Source organism: Achromobacter sp. Marseille-Q4962, from assembly GCF_943737005.1.
Classification (GTDB): domain Bacteria; phylum Pseudomonadota; class Gammaproteobacteria; order Burkholderiales; family Burkholderiaceae_B; genus Achromobacter.
Map to the genome: position 1 here is coordinate 190,645 of NZ_CALSFU010000006.1, position 25,161 is coordinate 215,805.

The following is a 25,161-nucleotide window of genomic DNA, read 5'->3' on the forward strand; positions in this document are numbered from 1 at the left end:
GGGGCGGCACGCCCTAGACGGCGAGGTAGCCGCCGTCCACCGGCAGCACCGCGCCGTTCACGTAACTGGCCAGGTCCGAGGCCAGGAACAGCACCGGCCCCGCGATTTCCTCGGCCCGTCCGGCGCGCCCCAGCGGCGCGCGGTCCATATACCAGTCGGTGCCGTGCGCCTGGGCGCGCTGGCCCGCCGTCATATCGGTTTCCATCAGGCCGGGCGCCACCGCATTGACGCGCACGCCGTGTCGCCCGAGGTCGCGCGCCAGCACCTCGGTGAACGACCGCATGCCGCCCTTGGACACCACATAGCCGGCCGTGGAAATGCCGCAGCCGTAGGCGACGATGGAGCACAGGTTGACGATGGCGCCGCGCGAGGTCTTGAGCTGCTCGACATAGGCATGGGTCACGTTGAACGCGCCCTGGAGGTTCACGGCCATTACGCGGTTCCAGATCTCGGGCGTCCGCGGATCGTCGAAAGGCGCGCGCGCGGAAATGCCGGCGTTGTTGACCAGGACGGCAAGCGCGCCGTGGCGCTGCCTGGTGTCGGCCGCCAGCGCGCGCGCGGCGGCGGCGTCGGTGACGTCCAGGCGGGTGTCCCAGGCCTGGCCGCCTTCGTCGCGGATGGCGCTGGCCGAGGCCGCGGCCAGCGCGGCGTCCAGGTCGGCCACGATGACACGCGCGCCCTGGCGCGCGAATCCGCGGGCGATGGCGGCGCCCAGGCCGCGCCCCGCGCCGGTCACCAGTACGAGCTTGTCCTGCAGGTGCAAAGTCATGGCATGTTCCCGAAGTCAGGCGCCCAGATAGGCGCGTCGCACGCCTTCGTCCCGGGCCAGCGCCCCGGAGTCTCCCTCCAGGGCGATTTCGCCGTTTTCCAGGATGTAGGCGTAACTCGATACGGACAGCGCGAGCTTCACGTTCTGCTCCACCAGCAGGATGGTGATGCCTTGTTCCCGGTTCAGCCGCAGCACGATGTCGAAGATCTGCTCGACGACGATGGGGGACAGCCCCATCGACGGCTCGTCGAGCAGGATCATGCGCGGGCGCGCCATCATGGCGCGCGCCGTGGCCAGCATCTGCTGTTCGCCGCCGGACAGCGTGGCGGCCTTCTGTTCCAGGCGTTCGCGCAGCCGCGGAAAAAGGTCGCATACGCTGTCCAGGTCCGCGCGGGCGGCCGCGCGGTCGGCGCGCAGGTAGGCGCCCATTTCCAGGTTTTCGCGCACGCTCATGTCGCGGAAGATTTCGCGCCCCTCCGGCACCTGCACGATGCCGCGGCCGACGACCGCGTCGGCCGGCAGGCGGTGGATGGGCTCGCCGGCCAGGCGCACGCTGCCCGCCGTGGGCGGCACCAGGCGCGATACGACGTTCAGGGTGGTGGACTTGCCCGCGCCGTTGGCGCCCAGCAGCGCCACGATGGCGCCGTCCGGCACCGCGAGCGATACGTCCCGCAGGGCCTGGATGTTGCCGTAGGCGGCCGATACGGCGTCGATTTCAAGCAGGACATCAGGCATCGGCGGCTCCCTTGCCCAGATAGGCCTCGATGACGCGCGGGTCTTGGCGCACCTGGGCGGGCGACCCTTCCGCGATCTTCTCGCCGAAGGACATGACGGTAATGCGGTCGGAAATGGACATCACCAGCTGCATGACGTGTTCCACCAGCAGCACCGTGATGCCTTCGTTCGCGCAGAGCTCCTTGAGCAGCCGGTCGAGCACTTCGATTTCGCGATTGCGCAGGCCGGCCGCGGGCTCGTCCAGCAGCAGCAGGCGCGGGGAGATGGCCAGCGCGCGCGCCAGCTCCAGCATCTTCTGGCGGCCGAAATCCAGGCTGCAGGCGGGCGTGTCCAGGTGGTCGGCCAGGCCCACGCGCTCGAGCAGGTGCTCAACGCGCTCGCGCTGCTCGGCGCCCGCCGGGCGCAGCGCGCGCCGCCACCCCGCCGCGCCGTGCGCGTAGGCGCCCAGCAGCGCGTTTTCGCGCACCGTGAGCGCGCCGAACAGCTCCAGGTTCTGGAAGGTGCGCGCAATGCCCAGCGCCGCCATCTCGTGGGGCTTGCGGCGTGTGATGTCGGCGCCGTCGAACCAGATGCTGCCGCCGCTGGGCTGGTAATAGCGCGAAATGCAGTTGAAGGTCGTGGACTTGCCCGCGCCGTTCGGGCCGATCAGCGCGTGGATGGCGCCCCGCCGCACTTGCAGCGACAGGCCGTCGATGGCGGTCAGGCCGCCGAAGCGCACGGTGAGTCCGCGCACGTCGAGATAGGGATGGCCGCCCGCCGCCGCGCTTTCGCGCGGCGTGTTCCCGTATCCGCTCCTGGCATGCTCCGACGGGTTCATGCAATTCTCCTCTGCCGGCGCGCCGGAGCCGCGGCCGGCCCGGCTGCCGGACGCTTGGCGCGGGCCCGGTCCGCGAACAGCCCTTTGGGCGCGAACATCATGAAGCCCATGAGAATCACGCCGTAGATGATTTCCTGGAACGAGAGCGCTTGGCGCAGCAGTTCGGAGATCAGGCCGAAGATCAGCGCGCCGGCGACCGCGCCGCGCACCGAACCGATGCCGCCGACCACGACCATGGTGAGAATGAGGATGGTGGTCTGGAAGCCCAGGCTCTCGGGGTGGATGAAAGACGCGAAAGTGGTGTACATGCCGCCGGCGATGCCGGCGTAGGCGGCCGACAGCGTGAACGCGGCGCGCTTGACGGCGTTGACGTCGATGCCCATGGCCTGCGCGGCGACCTCGCTTTCGCGCACGGCGCGCAAGGCCGACCCGAACTGCGAGCGCGACAGGGCTACCGTGGCCCAGAGCAGCAGGGCGGCGATCAGCGCCACGAACGGATAGGCCCGGATGTCGGACACCAGCTCGTAGCCGAAGAGCGAGGCGGGCGAGAGCCGGTAGCCGTTGGAGCCGTTGGTGACGGACTGCCAGTTCAGGAACACCCACTGCATCGCCTCGCCGAAGGCGAAGGTGGACAGGGCGAGATAGATGTCGCGCATGCGCAGCGACAGCGCGCCGATGACATAGCCCAGCGCGGCCGCCAGCAGGCCGCCGGCGGCAATGGACAGGAAGAAAGGCGGATGCCAGGCGTTGTTGATGAGGCCGGCGGTGTAGATGCCCACGCCGTAGAACGCGGCGTGCGAGAGGGCGAACTGCCCGGTTTCGCCGATGACCACGTGCAGCCCCAGCGCCAGCACCACGAATACCAGCAGCAGGTTCGCCACGTAGATGACGTAGCCGGTGCCCACGAAAGGCAGCGCGGCCAGCCCCGCCGCCAGGAACGCCAGCAGGATGCGGTCGATGGGCTTGGTCATACTTTCTTCACCTGCAGCCTGCCGCCCAGCAGCCCCTGCGGGCGCAACAGCAGCACCACCATGATGGCCACGAACGGCGCCACCACGATGGCGTTGGTCGAAATGAACAGGCCCACCAGGTTCTCGGCCACGCCGATCACGAAGCCGCCCGCCACCGCGCCCGGCAGGCTGCTGATGCCGCCCACGATGGCCGCGGCATACGCGAGAATCGCGATATGGCCGATGTCCGGCGTGATCAGGATCTTGGGCGTGATGAGCAGCGCGGCCACGGCCGAGATCAGTCCCGACAGGCTCCACACCAGGGCGCGGATCCGCGCCAGGTTCACGCCCGCCAGGCGGGCCGCCTTGGGATTCATGCCCACCGCGCGCATGGCCTTGCCCACGCGGGTATGGGCGAACATGAGCCACAGCAGCAGCATCGCGCCCACGGCCACCGCGAAGATCACCAGGTCCAGGCGGGTGAGAACGGCGTCGCCGATGACGACGGCGTCGGTCGGGGCCAGGGGCGGCAGCGAGCGCGGGGTGTCGCCCAGCCCGGTCTGGCGCACCAGCCCCTTTAGCGCGTAGGCCAGGCCCAGGGTGGCGATGACGAGCTGCACGCCCACGCCGCGCGAGGCGAGGACGCGCTCCATGACGATGCGCTGGAACAGGCCCGACACGGCGGCCACCAGCGCCAGCGTGACGGGGATGACGGCAAGATAGGGCCATCCCAGCACCAGCGTGAGAAAGAGCGCGACGTAGCCGCCCAGCATGAAGATCTCCCCCTGGGCGAAGTTGGGCACGTCGGTGGTCTTGAAGATGATGACCACGGCGATCGCCAGCAGCGCATACACGCTGCCCGTCACCATGCCCGACAGCACCCCCTGCTGCAGGAACAACCAGATTTCGGCAAGGCTCATGATGTTCTCCGGCCGGCCCGTTGCGCGCGGCGGCGCTATTGCTTGTATTGCCAGACGCTCTTGAACGCGCCGGGCACCAGGGTCATGTTCGTGCCGTCGAATTTGATGTAGATGGCGGCTTCCTGCGCGGCCCGGTCCCGGGGGCCGAACTCGATGGGGCCGGCCATGACGCCCGAGTCGAATTTCATGGATTCCAGGGCCTGGAGCACCTTCGCGCGGGTGGGCTCGGGGCCGGCGGCCCTGAGCGCGTTGACCACCGCCATGGCCGGCGGGATGCCGTAGGGCATGTAGGTCTGCGGATGGCCGGGCTTGGCGGCGAGGTCCGGATACGCCTCGCGATACATGTCGTACACCCAGCGCAGCTTGGGGCTGCCCGGCAGGTCGGCCAGCACGTCCTGGATGTACACGTTCTTGAAGGCGTCCTTGGCGCCCACGTTTTCCACGAGCTGCTTGAGGTCGGCCGTGCCGTTGACGGCCAGCACGATGGGCTTGCTCCAGCCCAGTTCGTGCGCCTTCTTGATGATGAGCGCGGCGGGGCGCGCGTAGGTCGTGAGCAGCAGCACGTCGGGGTTGGCGGCGCGTATCTTGAGCATGGGGGCGGTGACGTCGGTGATGTTGGGGTTCACCGACTGCACCTGCAGGTCCACGCCGCCAAGGTGGGCGGCCTGGGCGCGCGCCGCCTCCAGGTTCCAGCCGCCGTAGGCGTCGTCGTGGTTGATGTAGCCGATTTTCTTCGCCTTGAGGCGTTCGGCGGCGAACTGCACCATGGAGCCGCCCACGGCGTGCTGCGAGATCGAGAATGCGCCGTAGATGTATGGGGACGGCGGGTACAGCGCGCCGTCGCCGGAGGCGTTGAGCATGACGAGCGGCACTTTCTCGCGTTCCACGTATTCGCGCGCGGCCACCACCGCGGCCGAGCACGAACCGCCGTTGAGCAGGAACACCTTGTCCTGTTCGGCGAGCTTCTTCACGGCGGCCACCAGGTCGTTGGCGTTGCAGCGGTCGTCTTCGATGACCAGCTCGATGCGGCGCCCGTTGACGCCGCCTTCGCGGTTGACCTTGTCGTACCACATTCTGGCGGCGTTCAGCACGTCGAACCCGTAGGCCATGCCGCTGCCCGAAAGCGGCGCGAACAGGCCGATCCTGATGGTCTTGCCGGTGATGCCCGGCTCGTTCTGCGCCTGGGCGCCGAACGCCAGGGCGCAAAGCACGGCGGCCGCATGGCGGCGGAAATGCTTCATGGTCTGTCTCCCGTGATGGATGTGCGCCCTCGTCCGTGGCGCTTGTCTCGTATGAAGGGCCGCGCCGTTACTGCATGCGGTAGCCGCCGTTGACGTCGATGATGCTGCCGGTGATGTACCCGGCCTCTTCGGAAGCCAGGAAGCGCACCGCCGCCGCCACGTCCTGCGCCGCGCCGATGCGGCCCAGGGGGATGGCCCGCGCCGCGGCCTCCAGCGCGCCGCTGCTGGTGACGGTGCTGCGCAGCATGTCGGTGTCGATGAGGCCGGGCGCGACCCCGTTGACCGTGATGCCGAGGTGCGCGGACTCGCGCGCCATGGCCTTGGTCAGGCCCAGCACGGCCGACTTGGCCGCGATATAGGAAGCGCTGGAGCGGTAGCCGCCCAGCTGGGCGGCCACGGACGTGAAGGTGACGACGCGGCCGTGGGCCAGGGGCCGCGCCTCGCGGCGGCGCAGGTAGGCCCGGCCGCACAGGAACACGCCGCGCGCGTTCACGGCGAAGCTGCGCTCCCAGATGTCGAGCGTGGTGTTCTTGATGAGCGGGCGTTCGCCGTCGGCCTGGAACAGCAGCAGGCCGGCCGCGCTGACCAGGACGGCAACCGGCCCGTGGCGGCGCTCGATGTCGTCGAAGGCGTTCTCCACGGCCGCTTCGTCGCTTACGTCGAAGGCGTGGGCGGCATGCGGCGCGCCCAGCCCGGCCGCCACGGCGGCCGCGCGGTGCGCGTCCAGGTCGGAAACCACGACGCGGTAGCCGGACTGCGCCAGCTCCCGGCAAACGGCGGCGCCGATGCCGCCCCCGCCGCCCGTGACCAGGGCCAGCCGCGTCCCGGCCGCATCCTTGGATACATTGACCATCTCGTCTCCTCCGCTGCCCGCGTTTTTCGGTCGGGCATCGCTATTTTTCGACGATTATGTATACATGGATGATGAGGAGATATCCGGGTTTACCCGCGACAAGTGGATTTATCAGCCTTTTTCCGGAGTGACAGTTCCGGTTTCGTTGCTCATGGATTCATCATGTATACAATGATGCCCATGGACACGCTATCGCAACACGTTACCGACACTTTGCGCGACTGGGTGCTGCACGGGAAATTCAGCCCCGGCTCGCGGCTGGAAGAGATCCCGCTGGCGGAGATGCTGGGCGTGTCGCGCACCCCCGTGAGGGCGGCGCTGGCCACGCTGGGCAATGAAGGGCTGCTCGACCACCTGCCCAAGCGCGGCTACACGGTGCGGGCCTACGACCTGGGCGAGATCGTGGCGGCATACGAGGTGAGGGCCGTGCTGGAAGGGCTGGCCTGCCGCCAGGCCGCGCTGCGGGGCCTGACGCACGATACGGTGGCGGTGCTGCGCAACTGCCTGGACGAGGGCGACCGCATCCTGGGCAAGGGCGTGCTGCTGCCGGAAGACCACCTGCCGTACCAGCGGGTGAACATCACGCTGCACAACCGCATCCTGGAAGCGGCCGGCAATCCCTGGGTGCAGCGTTTCGCCGCGCAGGCGCAGGCCATTCCGTATGCCTCGGACCGCATCATCCTGTGGGACGACCACGGCATCATCCTGCGTTCGCACGACGACCACCACCGCATCGTGGACGCCATCGTCGCGCGCGATGGCGCGCGCGCGGAGGATCTGATGCGCGAGCACGTGTACTACGCCGGCATCATCCTCAAGAACAACTATGAACGGCTGGCGCGGGGAGCCGCGCAGCAGGCCAGGCCCTGACGGCCTGTCCGCCTCAGGCGGGGGCGCCGGTTTCCAGGCAGGGGTGGAATTCGCCGGTCTTGGGATCGCGCAGGAACAGCACGCCGGTGGCGACGCCGAAGTAGGTGCCGTGCAGTTCCAGCTCGCCTTTCTCCACGCGGCGGCGGATGGCGGGGAAGGTCATGAGGTTTTGCAGGCTGTGCTCGATGACGGCGAGCTCCAGGCGCTTGATGTTGGCGTTGCGGTCGCCGGTGCCGGGGCCCAGGCGCTCGGCCACGGGCGCGATCTGCGACATCCACTTGCCGATGAAGTCGATCTTGGTGAGGGGCTTGGCGTCGTCGTAGAAGGCGCGGATGCCGCCACAGGAGGCGTGGCCCAGCACGACGATGTGCTTGACGTTCAGCGCATTGACCGCGAACTCGATGGCCGCGCTGGTGCCGTGATAGGAGGACTCGGAATCCGGGTCGCAGGGCGGAACCAGGTTGGCCACGTTGCGCACCACGAACATCTCGCCCGGGCCCGCGTCGAAGATCACCTCGGGCGACACGCGCGAATCGCAGCAGCCGATGATGAGGATTTCGGGGCTCTGGCCGGACTCGGCGAGTTTTTCGTAGCGGCTGCGTTCGGAAGGAAAGCGGCCTTCCAGGAACGATTGATAGCCTTCTGAGAGTCTTTTGGGGAACATGATGTGCCTTCCTATATCGGGGCCCGTCTCGGATGGCGGGCCGTGCGGACGGCGGATACAACAAGGGGCTTCTGCGGAAGCCCCCGGTTGATCGCGTCGACTGATCAGAATTTTCCCACACTTGCCCTGCCGCACCCCCCGCTAAACCCTGCATGCGTCAGGGTTTTGGCCCGCCCGCGGGGCCTCAATCGGCCTGCACGTCCAGGGCGGTGACGCGGGAGAATTCCAGTGGCGTCACGGCCTTGAGCTGCTTGATTTCGCCGTCGGCCATCGGCCCGAGTCGGTCTTCGTGCACGCGGCCGACCTCGCGGCCGGCGGCGTCGTACAGCACCAGCGTCACCCGCACGTTGCGGATGTCGCGGCCGCTCTGGTTGGCCAGCACCGCCGTGATGACGGATTCGTTGCGGGAGGCGTCGCGCACGGCCTGCAGGTTGCCCAGCGTGACGCCGTAGGCCAGGCTTTGCGCGTGGAGAGGGCCGGCGAGCGCGGCCAGCAGCGCCAGGACGACCATGGCGGTTCTCATGGGGATCTCCCGGAGGGCGGCGCGGCGGCCGCGTTGCCGCCTATCTCACCCGAATCCGCGCCCGGCCGCAACGGGCCGGCACGCAACTGTCTGCGAGCTGAATGCAGCCGGCTGCAAGTCCTTGCAATTCCTGGCCTTTCGCCGCTTGCGCGGCGTTGCCGATTGTCAGATGATCGTTACGCCGGCAAGAGGCCGGCGCATCGATCCAGCCTATGCCCGGCCGTGCGGCGCGGGCGGGCGCGTTCAAGGGAGAAACCCCATGCTTTCCTGCAATCGCAAGCTGGCTCTGGCTTTCGCGCTTTCCGTGGGATTCGGCGGCGCAGCGCTGGCGCAGACGGCCGCCCAACCCGCCAAGGCGCCCACCGCGCAGCAGCAGCGCATGACGGAGTGCAACAAGGCGGCCGAGGGCAAGAAGGGCGACGACCGCAAGACTTTCATGAGCAGTTGCCTGAAGGGCGAGGCGCCCGCCAAGTCCCTCACGCCCCAGCAGCAGAAAATGAAGGACTGCAACGCCAAGGCTGGCGAGCAAAAGCTCACGGGCGACAAGCGCAAGACTTTCATGAGCACCTGCCTGAAGGGCTGAACGTCCGGCCCGCGTGCGCCCTCGTCCGTCTGCGCGCAGACGGACGAGGGCGCGCCGTCAGACGGTGGCGATGGGCGTCACCGGCGACCCGATCGCGTGCGGCAGGCGCAGCGGCGGCGCGGTCAGCATGAAGCGATGGCGGCCGTTGGCGTGCAGCCATTCGGCCAGGTCCTTCAGGTACCAGAGCTCGGCCAGCGGCAGGCCGAGCTTGAACAGGCAGTGGTGGTGCAGCGGCAGCATGGGGCGCTGGCCGGTCTTCTCGCGGGCGGGGTACGCCTCGACCGCATAGTTGTCGGCGCAGATCGCGGCGATGCCGCTGTCGGTGATCCACTGCAGCAGGGCCTCGTCGGTGCCGTCCAGGGCGGCGCCGTAATGGTGCAGCGTCTCGGCGTCGGGCTTGCCGTTCATGGCGACCACGGCCTCGGCGTAGCCGGTGCGCAGCACCAGCATGTCGCCGGGCTCCACCTCGATGCCGTCCGCTTCCATGGCGCGGGCGAGTTCGGCCTTGCCCACCAGCGTGCGGCCCTCGCCGTAATGGCGCAGCAGGTCCACCAGCACGGCGCGGCCCTGCATGCCTTTTTGCGCCAGGTTTTCCACCCCCAGCTTCAGCGCGGCCGACGCGCCGCCGCTGCCGCAGCCGCAGCCGGCGTGTTCGGCGTCGGCCGGCCCCACGATATCCACGCCGGCCTGATAGCCGTTGTAGTAGCGCAGCTCGGCGCGGCCGTCGCCGTCGGCGTCGAACAGGGCGCCCACGTGGGCCAGCGCGTCCCATTGGGTCGAGTACTGCATGGACAGCAGCACCTGGTCGTCGCTGAGCACGTCCACCGCATCGGGGTTGACGTTGCGCAGGGGGAAGTTCAGATAGGGCGTGTCCTGCAGCCGCGTCGGACTGAGCTGCGGCGGATGGCGGCGCGGGTTGAGCACGTTGCCGCCCGGCAGGTCCAGGGGCAGCGACAGGCAGAAAGTCTTGCCGGCGCGGATCTCGCGGGCGCCCTTGAGCACCTGCTCCTCGGTAATGAGGTTGAGCCGGCCGAGCTGGTCGTCGGGGCCGAAGTCGCCCCAGTTGGAGCCCTCGGGGCGGTGTTTCCAGCGCTGCATGGCGTTACTCCGTCAGGAAGCCCAGCACTTCGCGGGTGAACGCCTCGGGCTGTTCCCAATTGGAAATGTGGGAGACGTCCAGCTCCACGTAGCGGGCGCCGGGAATGGCCTCGGCCAGTTCGCGGCCCTGGGCGGGCGTGGCGGCCAGGTCGTGGGTGCCGGAGATGACCAGAGTGGGCGCCTGGATGCCGCTCACGCGGTCGCGCAGGTCGGCGTCGCGCAGAGCGGCGCAGTTGCCCTGGTAGCCGGCGTCGGGCGTGCGGCGCAGCATGTCGACCAGGACTTGGGTCAGGCCCGGCTCGGCGGCGCGGTAGCCGTCGGTGAGCCAGCGCTCCACCAGCGTGGGCGCCATTTTCTCGAGCGTCTGCTCGCCGACGGCGGCGATGCGCGCGCTCCAGCCTTCGGCCGTGCCGATGCGGGCGGCGGTGTTGCACAGGACGAGCCTGTCGATCAGCTCGGGGCGCTCCAGGGCCAGCCACATGCCGGTGGGGCCGCCCATGGACAGGCCGCAGAAGTGCGCGCGCGCGATGCCCAGGTGTGCGAGCAGTTCCGCCACGTCGTTGCCGAGCTGGGCGAAGGTGTATTCGCCGGCGGGCGCCGAAGACTTGCCGTGGCCGCGCGTGTCGTAGCGCAGCACGCGGAAATGCTTGCTCAGTTCGGGAACCTGGCGCGCCCACATGTCGGCGCAGGTGCCCAGCGAATTGGAGAGCACGAGCGCCGGCGCGTCGGCGGGGCCATCGATAACGTAATACAGCCTGGCCTGGCTGAGATCGGCGTAAGACATGGGGAATTCCTGATGCGGATGGGGCGGCCAGCCGGCCGCCCCGGGATTACAGATAGCAGGCGCCGTCCACGTAGGCCTTGCGCCAGCGCGTGATGCTGACGCGCTCGAAGAGCCCGGCCTTGGAGAACGGGTCGGCGTCGATGAACTGCTGCGCCGCCTCGCGCGTGTCGAGGTCCACGACGTACAGGCCGCCGCCGGCGTCCTTGCCGTCGTCGTGCAGCTTGGCCCCGCAAGCCAGCAACAACTGCTTGTTGGCTTCCAGGAACGCCAGGTGCTCCGCGCGGTGCCGCTGGCGGACGTCCTGGTGGCCGGGCTTGTCGAAGGTTTCGATGATGTACGGCATGCGGGGCTCCTGTGCGGTCAGAGGGCGGAGGGGTGGCGCGCCAGCGCGGTGACCTGGATATCCATGTAGGGGAAGAGCGGCAGCGAGGACAGCAGCGTATGCAGCTCGTCGTTGCTTTCCACGTCGAAGATGCTCACGTTGGCGTAGCGGCCGGCCACGCGCCAGAGGTTCTTCCACTTGCCGTCGCGCTGCAGTTTCTGCGCCAGGGCCTTTTCGTCGGCCTTGAGCTTGTCGGCCCGCTCGGCGGGCATGTCGGGCGGAAGATTCACTTGCATTTGGACCATGAACAGCATGAGGGTCGTCTCCTGTGAAAGAAGCGCCCCGCGGCGGGCGGGGCGAGGGATGGTGCGGTCAGTTGGAGAATTTGAGCGGCAGGCCGGTCAGGCGAAGCAGCTCGTCGGCGGTCATGTCGCCGAACATGTCGATGACGGTGACGCCGTCGGCGCGGATGTCGAACACCGCCACGTCGGTGTACACGCGCGAGACGCAGCGCACGCCGGTGAGGGGATAGGAGCAGGTCTGGACCAGCTTGCTCTGGCCGTCGCGGGTGAGCAGCTCCATCATCACGAACACCGATTTCGCGCCGATGGCCAGGTCCATGGCGCCGCCCACGGCCGGGATGGCGTCGGGCGCGCCGGTGTGCCAGTTGGCCAGATCGCCGTGCTGCGAAACCTGGAAGGCGCCCAGCACGCAGATGTCCAGATGGCCGCCGCGCATCATGGCGAAGGAGTCGGCGTGGTGGAAGAACGAGCAGCCCGGCAGTTCGGTCACGGGCTGCTTGCCGGCGTTGATGAGGTCATAGTCTTCCTGCCCCTTGGCGGGGGCGGGGCCCATGCCCAGCATGCCGTTCTCGGTGTGCAGGATGACTTCGCGGCCGGCCGGCAGGTGGTTGGCCACCAGCGTGGGCAGGCCGATGCCCAGGTTCACGTAGGCGCCTTCGGGAATGTCCTGGGCGACGCGGGCGGCGATTTCGTCGCGGGTCAGTTTGTTGCTCATTGCTGCTCCTTGGCGGCCGGGGTGGCGCCGATCTGCACCACGCGTTGCACGAAAATGCCGGGCGTGACCACGTTTTCGGGATCCAGCTCGCCCAGTTCCACCACCTCGCGCACCTGCGCCACGGCCACGCGCGCGGCGCTGGCCATGATGGGGCCGAAGTTGCGGGCCGTCTTGCGGTAGACCAGGTTGCCCCAGCGGTCGCCGCGCTCCGCCTTGATCAGCGCGTAGTCGGCGTGCAGGGGATACTCCAGCACGTAGTGGCGGCCGTTGATTTCGCGCACTTCTTTGCCCTCGGCCAGCGGCGTGCCGTAGCCGGTGGGCGTGTAGAACGCGCCGATGCCGGCGCCGGCGGCGCGGATGCGCTCGGCCAGGTTGCCCTGCGGCACCAGTTCGAGCTCGATCTTGCCGCTGCGGTACAGGCCGTCGAAAATCTGCGAATCCACCTGGCGCGGGAAAGAGCAGATGATCTTGCGCACGCGGTTGGCGCCCAGCAGGGCGGCCAGGCCGGTGGTGCCGTTGCCGGCGTTGTTGTTGATAATGGTGAGATCCTTGGCGCCCTGTTCGAGCAGGGCGTCGATCAGCTCCATGGGCTGGCCCGCGGTGCCGAACCCGCCGATCATGACGGTGGCGCCGTCGGGCACGTCGGCCAGGGCGGCGGCCGCACTTGCAACAAGCTTAGAAATCATGGTGTTCGCTCATAGGTGGCGTGTCATAATTTGTTCTTCTTTAGAACTTCCGTTCTTCTGAAGAACATCGTTTCATGGCGAGCAGGGAGCGTCAATCGCCGGCTTCCCCGATCGTCCACGGTTTGGCGGTTGCCCGCCTGCAGTCCCCAGCCCGCGATAGACGGGCGTGTTTCCTCTGTTTTGCGCACATTCCGGATGACCGAGCCTTCCCTGCAACCCAGCGACAGCTACGTGCAATCGTTCGCGCGCGGCCTGTCCGTGATACGCGCCTTCGGCCCCGGCCGCTCCGAGATGACGCTGTCCGAAGTGGCGGCCGTCGCCGGGCTCACGCGCGCCGGCGCGCGCCGCATCCTGCTGACGCTGGCGCACCTGGGCTACGTCACGGTCGCGGACCGCAAGTTCGCGCTCACCCCGCGCATCCTGGAGCTGGGCTACGCCTACCTGTCGGGCACGCCGCTGTGGAACCTGGCGCTGCCGTACATGGAAGAGGTGGCCGAGCAGACGCGCGAATCGTGCTCGGTGTCCGTGCTGGACGGCGCCGACATCGTCTACATCCTGCGCCTGTCCACGCACAAGGTCATGACCATCAACCTGGCCGTGGGCAGCCGCCTGCCGGCCTGGGTCACGTCCATGGGCCGCGTGCTGCTGGCCGGCCTTCCCGAAGCCGAGCTCGACCGCGTGCTGGCGCAAAGCGCCATCGAAAAGCTGACGCCCGACACCGTGACCGACGCCGCGCAGCTCAAGCGCATCCTGGCGCAGGTGCGGGCCGACGGCTACGCCTGCGTGGCGCAGGAGCTGGAGCCCGGCCTGCAATCGGTGGCCGTGCCCATCGTCGACCGCAGCGGCCGCGTGATCGCGGCCATGAACGTCAGCGGCCATTCCAACCGCTACACGCGCGAGGAAATGCTGCGGGCCTTTCTGCCGCCGCTGCGCCGCGCGGCCGACCAGGTCAACCACGCGCTGCTGCGCCGCTAGGCGGCGCGCGGAGGCGTTCGGGCGGGCAGTCATGGCCGCGGGCCTCAGATGGGGGCCACGCCCAGGGTCGTGCCGCCGCACACATACAGCATCTGGCCGGTCACGAAGCCGTTGTCGGGCGACAGGAAGAACATGGCGGCGCGCGCCACGTCTTCGGGCGTGCCCAGGCGCTTGACCACGATGCTCTTGATGATGCGCTCGGTCTGCGGGGCGCCGGCCGGGTTGCTCTTGGTGAACAGCTCGGTGGCGATGGGGCCGGGGCCGATGGCGTTGACGGTGATGCCGTCGCCGCCCAGCTCCATGGCCAGCGTGCGCGTCAGCCCCACCAGCCCGGCCTTGGTGGCCGAATAGACCACGCGGTCCGGCTTGCCCAGCGCCGCGCGCGAAGACATGTTCACGATGCGGCCGAAACCCGCCTCGCGCATCGCCGGCAGCACCGCCTGCACCAGGATCAGCGCCGTGCGCAGATGCAGGTTGACCACGTAGTCCAGGTCGGCCAGCGTGGCTGTGTCGGCCGTGCCCGGGCGCGTAGCGCCCGCGTTGTTCACCAGGCCCACGATGTTGTAGGCCCCGGTCACTTCCCGCGCCACTTCCTTCGTGCGCGCCTCGTCCGTCAGGTCCGCCTGGTACGACACCAGACCTTCCGGCGGATTCTCCGGCAGCTTGTAGTCGATATTCACCACCCGATGCCCCGCATCGAGCAGCATCCGCACAATCGCCGCCCCGATCCCGGCGCTTCCGCCCGTCACCAGATACGCAGCAGGTTTGCTCATGTCGCTTTCCTTTCCCAGAATTCAAACACCCAAGAGAACGCGGCCCTTCCGCCTTCCGGCGCCCTCCCCCGGGCAGGGCGCCGCCGAAGGCGCTTCGGGGGCGGGCCCCTCAATGCGTGGCATACCCCCAGGCCAGCACCGCCGTGATGTGGATCAGCCCCACCCACAGCATCATGATGACGGTATAGCCCATCACGTCGCGCAGCTTCAGCTTGGAAAGCGCCAGCGCGGGCAGGATCCAGAAGGGCTGCACGAGATCGTTCCAGGCGTTGCCCAGCATGACGGCCATGGAGGTCTGGTTGATGGCGCTGCCGATTTCCTTGGCGGCGTCGATCATGAACGGACCCTGGATCACCCAGTGGCCGCCGGCCGAGGGCGCGAAGAAGTTGATGACGAAGGAGCTCACCAGGCCCCAGAAGGGCAGCGTGGCGGGCGTGGCCACGTCCACGAAGACCTTGGAGATGGTGGTCACCAGGCCCGAGGCGGCCATGATGGCCATGATGCCGGCGTAGAACGGGTACTGCAGGATGATGCCGGAGATGGTCTTGATGCCTTCGGTGAGCTTGGCCACGTAGGCGGCCGGCGTGCCCAGCAGCAGGATGCCCAGGAACAGGATGATGAAATTGATGAGGTTCAGATCCAGCGCGCCGCCATTGGAGAAGTGCAGCACGACGTAGCCCACGCCCATCAGGCCGATCAGCAGGCTCAGGATGCGGCTGTTGTTCAGCCGCGAGGCAATGGTGTTCTTCTCGAGCAGGTCCTCGCCGGCGTTGGCGGCGGCCGCGTCGCGGTCGATGGCGGGGTCCACTTCCACCACTTTCTCGCCCTGCCTGGGATGCAGCCAGGCGTTGAGCAGCGGCAGCGTCACGATGATGACCAGACTGGTCAGCAGCATGGGCGCCGAGAAGATCGTCTCCGTCAGCGGCACGATGCCCATCTGGGCGGCGGTGGGGTGATTGGGCGTGGCGATCAGCACCGGGATGCTGGCCGACAGGCCCAGGCCGTACATGGTGAAGCCGCTGTAGGCCGCGGCGATGATCAGCGGGTAGTGCACGCCTTTGACCTTGAGCGCGAGCTTCTTGGCGACGATGCCGCCGATCACCAGCCCGAAGCCCCAGTTCAGGTAGCTGCCGATGCCGCCGACCAGCGTGGCCACGATGATGGCCGTGCGCGGACGGTGCACGTGGCTCACGATGCGGTCCAGCAGGCGGTCGGTAAGCGGCGCGGTGGCCAGTACGTAGCCCATGGCCAGGATCACCGCCATCTGCGTGGTGAAGGCCAGCAGGCTCCAGAAGCCCTTGCCCCAGGCGGTGGTAATGGCCGAAAGGCTCTGGCCCTCGATGCCCATGGCCAGCAGCACGGTCAGCAGCGTCAGCCCGATCGCGAACACAAAGGGATCGGGCAGATACTTGCGCATCAGCTCCGTGAAAAATGAAGCCAGTCTATTCATGTTGCCTCCAACAAACTCCGGTAAGGCGTGTTTCTCTCTGGGTCCGGGCGCGGCGGGGCCGCGCGGCGGACGGTCGGTTTCTTTGCGTGGACGGGGCCGGGCCGGATGGCCTGGCCGGGCGGCGCGGTGGCGGTGCCCCGCGCCTTTGTAGGAAATGAATGCTCGCGGTCTGTGCCTGGGGCGCGGCCGCGTTCAGCCGGCCTTGCGCTGCAGCCACTCGGCCAGTTCGGCCAGCGCCGCGCTTTTCTCGCGCAGCACCCGCTCGCGGCGCTCGGGGCTCCAGGTGTAGAAGCCCTGGCCGCTTTTGGCGCCGATCTGGCCGCTTTCGACCTTCTGCTTCAACAGCGCCGAGGGCTCCTGGCGGTTTTCCAGGTCTTTGTAGAGGTAGCTGGCGATGGCGTAGTGCACGTCGATGCCGTTCATGTCGCGTTGCTCCAGCGGGCCGGACAGCGCCAGCCGGATGCCGAGGCTCCACTTGACCACTTCGTCGATGTCCTCGGCGCTGGCCACGCCCTTCTCCAGCAGCGAGATCGCCTCGCGCGCCAGGGCGTGCTGGATGCGGTTGGCGATGAAGCCGGGGATGTCCCGGCGCACCAGCACCGGGCGCTTGCCGGCGAAACGCAGCGCCGCCATGACGCGGTCCACGGTTTCGGGCGAGGTGTCGTCGTTGCGCACCACTTCCACCAGAGGAATCACGTCGGCCGGCGTGAAGAAGTGCGTGCCCACGAAGCGGTCGCGACGCGAAACCGCGCTGGCGATGGCGTTGATGGACAGGCCGGAGGTGTTGGTGGCGAAGAGGGTCCGCGGGCCGCAGATGGCGTCCAGCCGGGAAAAGATGTCGCGCTTGAGCTCCAGCTTCTCGGGCACCGCTTCGATCACCAGTTCGCTGCCGGCGGCGGCCTGCAGGTCGGGCGAGGTGCGGATGCGCGCGAGCGCCTGCCGGATGCCGTCCGGCGCGTAGACCGTGAGCTGCCGTTCGATGACGGCCAGGGCGCGCAGCAGGGCGCCTTCCACCGGGTCGATCAGGACGACCTGCAGTCCCTTCGAGGCGAACAGGGCGGCGATGCCGCTGCCCATTGCGCCCGCGCCGACGACGGCCAGATTCTTGAGGGGAGTTTCCATGACGGTTCGCTAGAGCCAGGCCACGGCATGCGGCGACGGGCGGAACGGGAAACCGGGCATCTGTTGCAGGCGTCTCTTCCGTGCGTGCCTTCTGTGCGCGGGGCCAGAAAATTATTTGTTCTATATGCGAACGTTTGTGCGTATATAGAATTTATGTCAGGGATAGTACTAAAAGTGGCCAGGGGTGGACAAATCGCCCGGAAGCCTGTCCGCTGCGTGGACGGTGGTGGGCGGGCCAAGCCCCGGTGGAACCGGGGCGGCGGCCGTGCCGGAAACGGGTCGCCCTGCCGCGTTCAGCCCGAGTTGCGCAGGCCGGCGGCGATGCCGTTGATGGTGAGGTGGATGGCGCGCTGCACGCGTTCGTCGGGCGCGGCGTCGGGCCGGCGCAGCGTGGCGCGGTGGCGGCGGATGAGCTCGATCTGCAGGTAATTGAGCGGATCGATATACGCGAAGCGCTCGCGCAGCGAGGCTTGCAGCGAGGGGTTGTCGGCCAGCAGTTCGCGCCGCGTCAGCAGCTTGAGCATCGCCAGCGTGCGCGCATGCTCGGCGCTGATGGCGCCGAAGACGCGCTCGCGCAGGGCGCGGCGCGGCACCAGCTGCGCATAGCGCGCCGCGATGGCGAGGTCGGACTTGGCCAGCACCATTTCCATGTTGGAGAGCAGGGTGCGGAAGCCGGGCCAGTCGCGGGCCATTTCGCGCAACTGGTCCAGGCGGGCGCGGCGCGAACGGGGCACGCCGGCCGCACCTGAGCCGGCCGCACCTGAGCCGGCCGCACCTTCTTCCAGATAGGCTTCGATGGCCGAGCCCATGCCGTACCAGCCCGTGAGCATGAGCCGGCACTGGGCCCAGGAAAATCCCCACGGAATGGCGCGCAGGTCTTCGATGCGCTGCCCCTTCTTGCGCGAGGCGGGACGCGAGCCGATGTTCAGGCCGGCGATTTCGCTGATGGGCGTGGCGGCGAAGAAATAGTCGGCGAAGCCCGGCGTGTCGTAGACCAGCCCGCGGTACGTGCGCTGGGCCACTTCCGACATATAGGCCATGGCGTCGCCGTGGCGCGCCATGTGGGCGTCTTCCGCGCTGTCGGCCTCGGCGCGCGGGGCGAGGCTGGATTCCAGCGTGGCGGCCACCAGCAGCTCCAGGTGCCAGCGGCCCACCTCGGCGTCCTTGTACTTGCTCTGGATGACCTCGCCCTGTTCCGTGAGGCGGATCTGCCCGGCCACCGTGCCCGGCGGCTGGGCCAGGATGGCGTCGAAGCTGGAGCCGCCGCCGCGGCCCACCGATCCGCCGCGGCCGTGGAAAAGCCGCAGCCGCACGCCGCGCGCCGAGAAGACCGGCACCAGCGCGCGTTCGGCCTGGTACAGCGACCAGTTCGAGGTGAGGTAGCCGCCGTCCTTGTTGCTGTCGGAATAGCCCAGCATGACTTCCTGCGTGCCGCCCTGGGCGCGCAGGATGCGCTCGCGGATTTCGGGCAGGTCCAGCCAGGCGGCCATGATCTCCGGGCCGCGCTGCAGGTCGGGTATGGTTTCGAAGAGCGGCACCACCATCAGCCCGTCTTCGGGCGGAATCTCCTGGCCGGCCGGCGCGATGAGCCCGGCCTCTTTCTGCAGCACCATGACTTCGAGCAGGTCGCTCAGCGTCTCGGTGTGCGAAACAATGGTCTGGCGCACCGCCTGCCTGCCGTAGCGGGCGCGTCCTTCGGCGGCCGCGCGCAGCACGGCCAGCTCGCGGGTGGTTTCCTCGCTGTAGGCGATCCAGGGCGAGGCCAGGGGCCGGGCCTGCGCCAGCTCGGCCCGCAGCAGCGCCACGCGCTCGTCCTCGGGCAGCGCCAGGTAGTCCAGCGGCGCGCCGTCGCGTTGCGCGCCGGCGCGCGCGAACAGCTCGGCCAGCGCGCGCTCGTGCACGTCGGAGCTCTGGCGCAGGTCCACGGTGGCGAGATGAAAGCCGAACACCGCCACCGATTGCTGCAGGCCGGCCAGCCGCAGCCGGGCAATGGGCGCGCCATGGTGGGCCGCCAGCGAGGCCGCGATCACGGCCAGGTCGGCGGCGAACTCGCCGGGCGCGTCGTAAGGCCGGGCCTCGACCGTGCTGCGCCGTGCCAGGTCCTGTCCGGTCAGCCGCTTCGCCGTGGCGGCAAGCCTCGCGTACACGCCGACCAGCGCGCGGCGGTAGGGCTCGTCGCTGCGGTGGGGCGAGTCGTCGCCGCTGCCCTCGGCCAGCGCGAGCAGGGCCGGGTCGGCGCCGATGAGCAGGGTGGTGACGGACAGCTCCGCGCCCAGGGCATGCACCTCCTGCAGATAGTGTTCGAACAGCACCGTGGCCTGGCGCAGCAGCGCGCGCTCCAGCGTGCCGGCGTCCACATTGGGATTGCCGTCGCGGTCTCCGCCGATCCAGCTTCCCATGCGCAGAAAGGGCTCCAGCGGCGCCGGCGGCGCGGCGAAGGGGCGGGCGGGCTGTTCGCGGTTGACCAGGCGCGAGAGGTCGGCATACAGGCGCGGGATGACCTGCAGGAACGTGCTGCGGTAGTACGAGAGCGCGTTCTCGATTTCGTCTGCCACGGTGAGCCGCGTGTAGCGCAGCATGCGCGTCTGCCACAGCGTGGCCACCCGGCCCAGCAGGGCGGCGTCCAGCTCGGCCAGTTCGGACGGCGTGAGCGGCCCGCCGCGCTGCGCCAGCGCGGCGGCGATCTCGCGGTGCACGTCCAGCGTGCTCTTGCGCTGCACCTCGGTGGGGTGGGCGGTGAGCACCGGCATCACGCAGGCTTCGGCCAGCAGGCGGCGCACGCGCGCCAGGCTCACGCCCTGGCCGGCCAGGGTCTGGACGGCTTCGCGCAGGCTGCCGCGCGCCGGCGCGTCGTCGGCCAGCGCCCGCGCGCGCTGGCTGCGGTTCTGGTCGCGGTCTTCGGCGATATTCGACAGGTGCAGGAAATAGCTGAAGGCGCGCGCCACGGAATTGGGATCGCTGCCGCGCAGGCGCTGCACGCGCTTCTCCAGGAGCTTGCCGTCGGCCTGCCGGCCCTCGCGGCGGAACTTCACGGCGGTGCGGCGCAGGGTTTCGATGGTGTCGAACACGCGCTTGCCTTCGCATTCCGCGATGACTTCGCCCAGCAGCCGGCCCAGCAGCCGGATGTCGTGACGCAAGGGTTCGTCGGAAGCGGACTGCGGGCGTAGGGCTTTCATCGGGCGGGAATCCGTCGGGAAAGAAATGGCAGGAAGGGGTGCGGTATTGGCTTCGGGTGCGGCAAACGGAAAAACGACCCGACGATTGTACGCAGGGCTTGCGCGCGGAAAACGCCCGCCGCTGCGTTACATTGCCGATATCGGCGCTTGCCGCCTTCGCATTTCCGTAACCCCCCTTTATGCAAAACCATCAACGCCGCGCGCTCGTGTTGTTCTCGGGCGGCCAGGACTCCACCACCTGCCTGGCCTGGGCGCTGGAGCGCTATGCCCATGTGGAAACCGTGGCCTTCGACTACGGCCAGCGCCACCGCATCGAGCTCGATGCGCGCCGGCAGGTGCTGGCCTCGCTGCGGGCGCGCTTTCCGCAATGGGCCGCGCGCCTGGGCGAAGACCACCTGCTCGACCTCAAGGTGCTGGGCCAGGTGGGCGACACGGCCATGACCAGCGAGCGCGAAATCGAGATGCAGGCCAACGGCCTGCCCAACACCTTCGTGCCCGGACGCAACCTGCTGTTCCTGACCCTGGCCGCCGCGCTGGGCTACCGCCGCCAGCTCGACGTGCTGGTGGGCGGCATGTGCGAAACCGATTTCTCCGGCTACCCCGACTGCCGCGACGACACGATCAAGGCGCAGCAGGTGGCGCTGGGCCTCGGCCTGGGCGCGCGCGTCACCATCGAAACCCCGCTGATGTGGATAGACAAGGCCGAGACCTGGGCGCTGGCCAAGACGCTGGGCGGCCAGGCGCTGGTGGAAATCGTGGTCGAGGACAGCCACACCTGCTACCTGGGCGAGCGCGGCGCGCGCCATGCCTGGGGGTACGGCTGCGGCGCGTGCCCGGCCTGCAAGCTGCGCCTGGCCGGCTGGGAAAAGTGGCAGGCCGGCAAGACCGGCGGCTGACCGCCGCCTACCGCGCCGCCTGGCGGCTGGCGTGCGCGGGCGCGAACCGGCGCCACAGCAGCCAGGCGGCCGCCAGCATGGCCGCGGCCAGCCCGGCGGACACGCGCAGCGCCGCGTGGGCTCCGCCCAGGCGGATCAGCTCGGCATAGGCGACCGGCGCGGCCGCCGTCAGCAGGAAACTGGGAATCAGCAGCCGGCCCGCCCGCGCGCCGTAGCCGCGAAAGCCGAACAGGGCCAGCGGCAGGGTGCCGCGCGCGATGGTCAGCAGGCCGTTGCAGGCCCCATAGAGCAGCGCATAGGCGCCCGCGGCCGCCGGCCGTCCGTCCGCCGTCAGCGCCAGCGCGAAACAGGCGGGCAGCGCGGCGCAGACGGCCAGGTTCAGCGCGAGCGGATGCAGCCGGCCGCCCAGCGCCACGTCGGCCAGGCGGGCGGCGAACTGGCCGACGCCCCACAGGGCGGCGATGCTCACCGCCGCCGCCGCGCCCAGCCCCAGCCCTTGCAGAATGGCGATGAGATGCGCGGCGTTGCCCGCGGCCAGGAAGGTGGTCAGCATGGCGAGCGCGGCGTAGAGCACGCCCGCCACCCGCTGCGCGCCGGGATCGCGCGCCAGCCCCAGCCCGTCGCCGCCCGCGGCGGGCGCCTGGGCATAGCGGCGGCGCGGCAGCGCCAGGTACAGCGGCAGCGTGAGCAGGGCCAGGCCGGCATAGGCCAGGGCCGCGCCGCGCCAGCCCAGCCAGGCCGCCAGGGCATGGCCCGCTGGCCACATGAGGGTGGAGGCCAGTCCGCCGAACAGCGTGATCTGCGCCATGGGCCGGCGCGCCTGCGGTCCGACGGCGCGCGCCAGCGAGGCAAAGGCCGCGTCGTACAGGCACAGCCGCATACCCACGCCCAGCAGCGCCCAGGCGGCGAAATAGGGCGCGGGGTGGTGCGCGGCGGCCAGCGCGGCGCAGCCGGCCGCCGACAGCGCCGCGCCGGCCGGCATGACGCGGCGCCCGCCCCAGCGGTCCACTGCCCGTCCGGCCAGCGGCGAACTCGCCGCCATGACCACGATCGCGGCCGAGAAGCCGCCATACACCAGCGCGGGTTCCCAACCCAGGTCCGCCGCCATGGACGGCCCCAGCGCGCCGATCAGGTAGAAGGTGACGCCCCAGCCGATCAGCTGCGCCAGGCCCAGACAGGCGACGGCGCGCGGGGAGATCATGGGCGCTGCGGGGGAGTGGCGTCTCCCTCGCCCAGCGCGCGCTGCATCAGCACCGTGTCGCGCCATTGGCCGTGCTTGTGGCCCACGGAGCGCAGCGTGCCCGCCGGATGGAAGCCCCGGCTCGCGTGCAGGGCGAGCGAGGCGGCGTTGCGGCTGTCGCCCACCACGGCCAGCATCTGCCGCCAGCCAGCGGCGGTGCAGCGTTCGATCAGGGCCGACAGCAGCTTGCCGCCGATGCCCAGGCCCGCGCGGCCCGCCTTGACGTAGACCGAGTCTTCGACCGTGTGGCGGTAGGCGGGGCGGGGGCGGTAGGGCGTGACGTAGGCATAGCCCACCACTTCGCCGCCGATTTCCGCCACCAGATAGGGCATGTCTTTTTCCAGCACGCCGGCGCGGCGCTGGCGCATTTCCTGGATGGAGGGCGGCTCGAGCTCGAACGAGGCCGTGCCGTGCTCCACGTGGTAGGCGTATATGGCCTTGATGGCGGGCAGGTCGGCATCGACGCTGTCGCGGATGAGGACGGTGGGAGCGGGGGCGGAGGCGGACATGGATGCTGCGCGGGAAAGGGACAGGAACGAGCAAGTGTCGCGCAACTCCGGGTATTAAAGAAGCTTTGGTTTATTATCATTTTCATAACGAAAACTTTGATATTCCGCCCGCCGCGCCGGGCGGGCCGGAGCACGGCATGCGAGGCTTGAATCTGGACCATCTGCGCGTCTTCGCGCAGGTGATCGAACTGGGCAGTTTCTCGGCGGCCGCCGAGCGCAACGGCCTCACGCAGCCGGCCGTGAGCCTGCAGGTGCGGCAGTTGGAGCGCCGCTATGGCCTGAAACTGGTCGAACGGGTGGGGCGGCGCGCCGGTCCCACGGCGGCCGGCGCCGAACTGCTGACGCACATCCGCGTCATCGACGCGGCGCTGGCGCGGGCCGAACAGGCCGTGAACGCGCATGCGTCGCAGGTGTCGGGGCGGCTGCGGCTGGGCTGCGGGGCCACGGCCTGCGCTTATCTGCTGCCCTCCCCGCTGGCGGCGCTGCGGCGGCGGTTTCCCGCGCTGGACGTGGTCGCCAGCACGGGCAATACGGCCGACGTGCTGCGCGCGCTGGAAAACAACCAGCTCGACATCGGGCTGGTGACCCTGCCCGCGCCGGGCCGCATGTTCCAGGTCACGCCGCTCATGGAAGACGAGTTCGTCGCCATTTTCCCGGCGGGCGAAGCGGGCCTGGCGCCGGAGCCGGCGACGCCCCGGTCGCTGGCCGGCCGGCCTTTGGTGCTGTTCGAGCCCGGCGCGCGCACGCGCACCCTGGTCGACGGCTGGTTCGAGGCGGCCGGCGTGGCCTGCCGCCCCAGCATGGAACTGGGCAGTACCGAGGCCATGAAGGAGATCGTGGCGGCCGGGCTGGGCTGCGCCGTGCTGCCCCGCTTGGCGGTCAGCGGGGCCGGCCGCCGCGAGTCCCTGGCCGTGCGGCCGCTCGCGCCCAGGCTGGCGCGCGAGCTGGCGCTGGTCGTGCGGCGCGACAAACCTCTCAGCCGCGGCTTGCGCCACCTGCAGGAAGGGCTGCTGGCGCTGGCCAGGTGAACGCATAGGGGTGGAACACATCCACCGGCAGCCGGTTGCACGCTTCCACGCAGGCGCGCACGGCGGCCATGTCGGAGAAATCCAGCCCGCTGGCCACGCCCATGCGCTCCAGGTTCAGCGCCAGCGTCACCAGGTCCACGTTGCCGGTGCGCTCGCCGTTGCCGAACAGGCAGCCTTCCACGCGCTCGGCGCCGGCCAGCACGGCCAGCTCGGCCGACGCCACCGCCGTGCCCCGGTCATTGTGCGGATGCACGCTGAGCACGATGCTGTCGCGCCGGGCCAGGCGGCGGTGCATCCACTCGATCTGGTCCGCATACACGTTGGCCGTGCAGCACTCCACCGTGGACGGCAGGTTGACGATCATCTTGCGTTGCGGCGTGGGCTCCCAGATGGCGCTGACGGCATCGCACACCTCCAGGGCGAATTCGGGCTCGGCCAGGCTGAAGGTTTCGGGCGAGTATTCGTAGATCCATTCCGTGCCCGGATCGGCCTCGGCCAGCTCGCGGATCTGGCGCGTGCCGGCCAGCGCGATTTCCTTGATCTCGGCCCGGGTCATGCCGAACACAATGCGCCGCCATTGCGGGGCGATGGGGTTGTACAGGTGCACGATGGCGCGCCGCGCGCCGCGCAGCGCCTCGAAGGTGCGCGCGATGAGATCGGGCCGCGACTGGGTAAGCACCTCGATGGTCACGTCCTGGGGGACGCGGTCTTCCTCGATCAGCTTGCGGGTGAAGTTGAAGTCCGTGTCGGAAGCCGAGGGAAACGCCACTTCGATTTCCTTCAGGCCCAGGGCCACCAGTTGCTCGAAGCAGCGCAGCTTGCGCGCGGCGTCCATGGGTTCGATGAGCGCCTGGTTGCCGTCGCGCATGTCGGTGCTCATCCACACCGGCGCCGTGTCGTGGCGGCGCGCGGGCCAGCGCCGTTCGGCGTAGTCGCGGGCGAAGGGAATGATGGGGCGGTACTTGCGTTCGGGATGTTGCAGCATGAAAGGCTCCTGCCGCGCGGCGCGGGGCCGGCGGATGAATCGTCGGGAAGGTGGCGGCAGGGCGTGCTATGCGGCCCTGGGCTGCCGGGCGGCCACGGAGCGCGCGGCCCGGCAGCCGGGCGCTAGTCGGCGCGGGCCGCAGGCCCGGCCCGCCGCGCGGGGCGCGGCCATGCCC

The 25,161-nt window shown here is 69.4% G+C and carries 27 protein-coding genes; 5 read left to right on the forward strand and 22 right to left on the reverse strand.

Features of this window, described 5'->3' with window-relative positions; translation table 11 throughout:
- Positions 1–13: 13 nt before the first annotated feature.
- The 7 genes from NGJ44_RS07295 to NGJ44_RS07325 all read right to left on the reverse strand — a co-directional run bounded on the left by NGJ44_RS07295 (position 14) and on the right by NGJ44_RS07325 (position 6,285).
- Positions 14–769 carry an SDR family NAD(P)-dependent oxidoreductase gene (locus NGJ44_RS07295; RefSeq protein WP_251863548.1) on the reverse strand — a complete coding sequence of 252 codons (756 nt, stop codon included), beginning with the start codon at positions 767–769 and terminating at the stop codon, positions 14–16.
- 15 nt (positions 770–784) lie between these two features.
- Positions 785–1,504 (reverse strand): ABC transporter ATP-binding protein, encoded by a 720-nt coding sequence (locus tag NGJ44_RS07300; RefSeq protein ID WP_251863549.1) that lies wholly within the window; start codon positions 1,502–1,504, stop codon positions 785–787.
- Positions 1,497–2,321 carry an ABC transporter ATP-binding protein gene (locus tag NGJ44_RS07305; protein ID WP_251863550.1) on the reverse strand — a complete coding sequence of 275 codons (825 nt, stop codon included), beginning with the start codon at positions 2,319–2,321 and terminating at the stop codon, positions 1,497–1,499. The genes NGJ44_RS07300 and NGJ44_RS07305 overlap by 8 nt, the downstream gene beginning before the upstream one ends.
- Positions 2,318–3,292, reverse strand: a complete 975-nt coding sequence (locus NGJ44_RS07310; protein WP_053243859.1) for a branched-chain amino acid ABC transporter permease — start codon at positions 3,290–3,292, stop codon at positions 2,318–2,320. Before NGJ44_RS07310 ends, NGJ44_RS07305 begins: the two co-directional genes overlap by 4 nt.
- Positions 3,289–4,191, reverse strand: coding sequence for a branched-chain amino acid ABC transporter permease (locus NGJ44_RS07315; RefSeq protein WP_053243858.1), 903 nt, complete (start codon positions 4,189–4,191; stop codon positions 3,289–3,291). The genes NGJ44_RS07310 and NGJ44_RS07315 overlap by 4 nt, the downstream gene beginning before the upstream one ends.
- A gap of 35 nt (positions 4,192–4,226) precedes the next feature.
- Positions 4,227–5,432, reverse strand: coding sequence for an ABC transporter substrate-binding protein (locus tag NGJ44_RS07320; protein WP_053243857.1), 1,206 nt, complete (start codon positions 5,430–5,432; stop codon positions 4,227–4,229).
- A gap of 67 nt (positions 5,433–5,499) precedes the next feature.
- Positions 5,500–6,285 (reverse strand): SDR family NAD(P)-dependent oxidoreductase, encoded by a 786-nt coding sequence (locus NGJ44_RS07325; protein ID WP_251863551.1) that lies wholly within the window; start codon positions 6,283–6,285, stop codon positions 5,500–5,502.
- Between the two features lie 162 nt (positions 6,286–6,447).
- Here NGJ44_RS07325 and NGJ44_RS07330 point away from each other — a divergent pair, with 162 nt between their 5' ends.
- The gene (locus NGJ44_RS07330) at positions 6,448–7,155 is read left to right on the forward strand and encodes a GntR family transcriptional regulator (RefSeq protein WP_235488761.1); all 708 of its coding nucleotides are present in this window, start codon (positions 6,448–6,450) and stop codon (positions 7,153–7,155) included.
- Positions 7,156–7,168: 13 nt separating this feature from the next.
- Here NGJ44_RS07330 and NGJ44_RS07335 read toward each other — a convergent pair whose 3' ends face one another.
- Positions 7,169–7,819, reverse strand: a complete 651-nt coding sequence (locus tag NGJ44_RS07335; RefSeq protein ID WP_053243856.1) for a carbonic anhydrase — start codon at positions 7,817–7,819, stop codon at positions 7,169–7,171.
- Positions 7,820–8,003: 184 nt separating this feature from the next.
- Positions 8,004–8,342, reverse strand: a complete 339-nt coding sequence (locus NGJ44_RS07340; protein WP_251863552.1) for an FxLYD domain-containing protein — start codon at positions 8,340–8,342, stop codon at positions 8,004–8,006.
- A 259-nt stretch (positions 8,343–8,601) separates the two neighbouring features.
- On the opposite strand from NGJ44_RS07340, the gene NGJ44_RS07345 reads away from it, so the two are divergent.
- Entirely contained in the window at positions 8,602–8,925 is a 324-nt protein-coding gene (locus tag NGJ44_RS07345; RefSeq protein ID WP_251863553.1) for a PsiF family protein, read from the forward strand.
- Positions 8,926–8,982: 57 nt separating this feature from the next.
- Here NGJ44_RS07345 and NGJ44_RS07350 read toward each other — a convergent pair whose 3' ends face one another.
- The 6 genes from NGJ44_RS07350 to NGJ44_RS07375 are packed head-to-tail and all read right to left on the reverse strand — an operon-like array spanning position 8,983 to position 12,832.
- Complete coding sequence (locus tag NGJ44_RS07350; protein ID WP_053243854.1) at positions 8,983–10,023, reverse strand: cyclase family protein; 1,041 nt, start codon at positions 10,021–10,023, stop codon at positions 8,983–8,985.
- Between the two features lie 4 nt (positions 10,024–10,027).
- A complete protein-coding gene (pcaD, locus tag NGJ44_RS07355) occupies positions 10,028–10,807 on the reverse strand; it encodes a 3-oxoadipate enol-lactonase (protein WP_053243853.1) in 780 nt (259 codons plus the stop codon).
- Between the two features lie 46 nt (positions 10,808–10,853).
- Entirely contained in the window at positions 10,854–11,150 is a 297-nt protein-coding gene (locus NGJ44_RS07360) for a YciI family protein (protein ID WP_251863554.1), read from the reverse strand.
- 17 nt (positions 11,151–11,167) lie between these two features.
- Positions 11,168–11,443, reverse strand: a complete 276-nt coding sequence (gene catC / locus NGJ44_RS07365; protein WP_053243851.1) for a muconolactone Delta-isomerase — start codon at positions 11,441–11,443, stop codon at positions 11,168–11,170.
- Between the two features lie 58 nt (positions 11,444–11,501).
- Positions 11,502–12,146 carry a 3-oxoacid CoA-transferase subunit B gene (locus NGJ44_RS07370; RefSeq protein WP_053243850.1) on the reverse strand — a complete coding sequence of 215 codons (645 nt, stop codon included), beginning with the start codon at positions 12,144–12,146 and terminating at the stop codon, positions 11,502–11,504.
- Complete coding sequence (locus tag NGJ44_RS07375) at positions 12,143–12,832, reverse strand: 3-oxoacid CoA-transferase subunit A (protein ID WP_251863555.1); 690 nt, start codon at positions 12,830–12,832, stop codon at positions 12,143–12,145. Before NGJ44_RS07375 ends, NGJ44_RS07370 begins: the two co-directional genes overlap by 4 nt.
- Before the next feature lie 195 nt (positions 12,833–13,027).
- On the opposite strand from NGJ44_RS07375, the gene NGJ44_RS07380 reads away from it, so the two are divergent.
- On the forward strand, positions 13,028–13,807 hold the full coding sequence (locus NGJ44_RS07380) for an IclR family transcriptional regulator (protein ID WP_053243849.1): 780 nt from the start codon (positions 13,028–13,030) through the stop codon (positions 13,805–13,807).
- 44 nt (positions 13,808–13,851) lie between these two features.
- Here the strand turns inward: NGJ44_RS07380 and NGJ44_RS07385 are convergent, their stop codons facing one another.
- The 4 genes from NGJ44_RS07385 to ppc form a co-directional block, all read right to left on the reverse strand.
- Positions 13,852–14,580 (reverse strand): SDR family NAD(P)-dependent oxidoreductase, encoded by a 729-nt coding sequence (locus NGJ44_RS07385; RefSeq protein ID WP_251863556.1) that lies wholly within the window; start codon positions 14,578–14,580, stop codon positions 13,852–13,854.
- A gap of 109 nt (positions 14,581–14,689) precedes the next feature.
- A complete protein-coding gene (locus tag NGJ44_RS07390) occupies positions 14,690–16,030 on the reverse strand; it encodes a short-chain fatty acid transporter (protein WP_053243848.1) in 1,341 nt (446 codons plus the stop codon).
- A gap of 192 nt (positions 16,031–16,222) precedes the next feature.
- A complete protein-coding gene (locus NGJ44_RS07395; RefSeq protein WP_251863557.1) occupies positions 16,223–17,152 on the reverse strand; it encodes a 3-hydroxyacyl-CoA dehydrogenase family protein in 930 nt (309 codons plus the stop codon).
- Positions 17,153–17,445: 293 nt separating this feature from the next.
- Positions 17,446–20,328, reverse strand: coding sequence for a phosphoenolpyruvate carboxylase (ppc, locus tag NGJ44_RS07400; protein ID WP_251863558.1), 2,883 nt, complete (start codon positions 20,326–20,328; stop codon positions 17,446–17,448).
- 179 nt (positions 20,329–20,507) lie between these two features.
- On the opposite strand from ppc, the gene queC reads away from it, so the two are divergent.
- Positions 20,508–21,224, forward strand: coding sequence for a 7-cyano-7-deazaguanine synthase QueC (gene queC, locus NGJ44_RS07405; protein WP_251863559.1), 717 nt, complete (start codon positions 20,508–20,510; stop codon positions 21,222–21,224).
- Positions 21,225–21,231: 7 nt separating this feature from the next.
- Here queC and NGJ44_RS07410 read toward each other — a convergent pair whose 3' ends face one another.
- Positions 21,232–22,425 carry an MFS transporter gene (locus NGJ44_RS07410; RefSeq protein WP_251863560.1) on the reverse strand — a complete coding sequence of 398 codons (1,194 nt, stop codon included), beginning with the start codon at positions 22,423–22,425 and terminating at the stop codon, positions 21,232–21,234.
- The gene (locus NGJ44_RS07415) at positions 22,422–22,973 is read right to left on the reverse strand and encodes a GNAT family N-acetyltransferase (protein WP_251863561.1); all 552 of its coding nucleotides are present in this window, start codon (positions 22,971–22,973) and stop codon (positions 22,422–22,424) included. Before NGJ44_RS07415 ends, NGJ44_RS07410 begins: the two co-directional genes overlap by 4 nt.
- A gap of 137 nt (positions 22,974–23,110) precedes the next feature.
- On the opposite strand from NGJ44_RS07415, the gene NGJ44_RS07420 reads away from it, so the two are divergent.
- Positions 23,111–24,001 (forward strand): LysR family transcriptional regulator, encoded by an 891-nt coding sequence (locus NGJ44_RS07420; protein WP_251863562.1) that lies wholly within the window; start codon positions 23,111–23,113, stop codon positions 23,999–24,001.
- Here the strand turns inward: NGJ44_RS07420 and NGJ44_RS07425 are convergent.
- On the reverse strand, positions 23,949–24,986 hold the full coding sequence (locus NGJ44_RS07425; RefSeq protein WP_251863563.1) for a 2-isopropylmalate synthase: 1,038 nt from the start codon (positions 24,984–24,986) through the stop codon (positions 23,949–23,951). The two genes, NGJ44_RS07420 and NGJ44_RS07425, sit on opposite strands and share 53 nt — an antisense overlap.
- Positions 24,987–25,161: the final 175 nt, after the last annotated feature.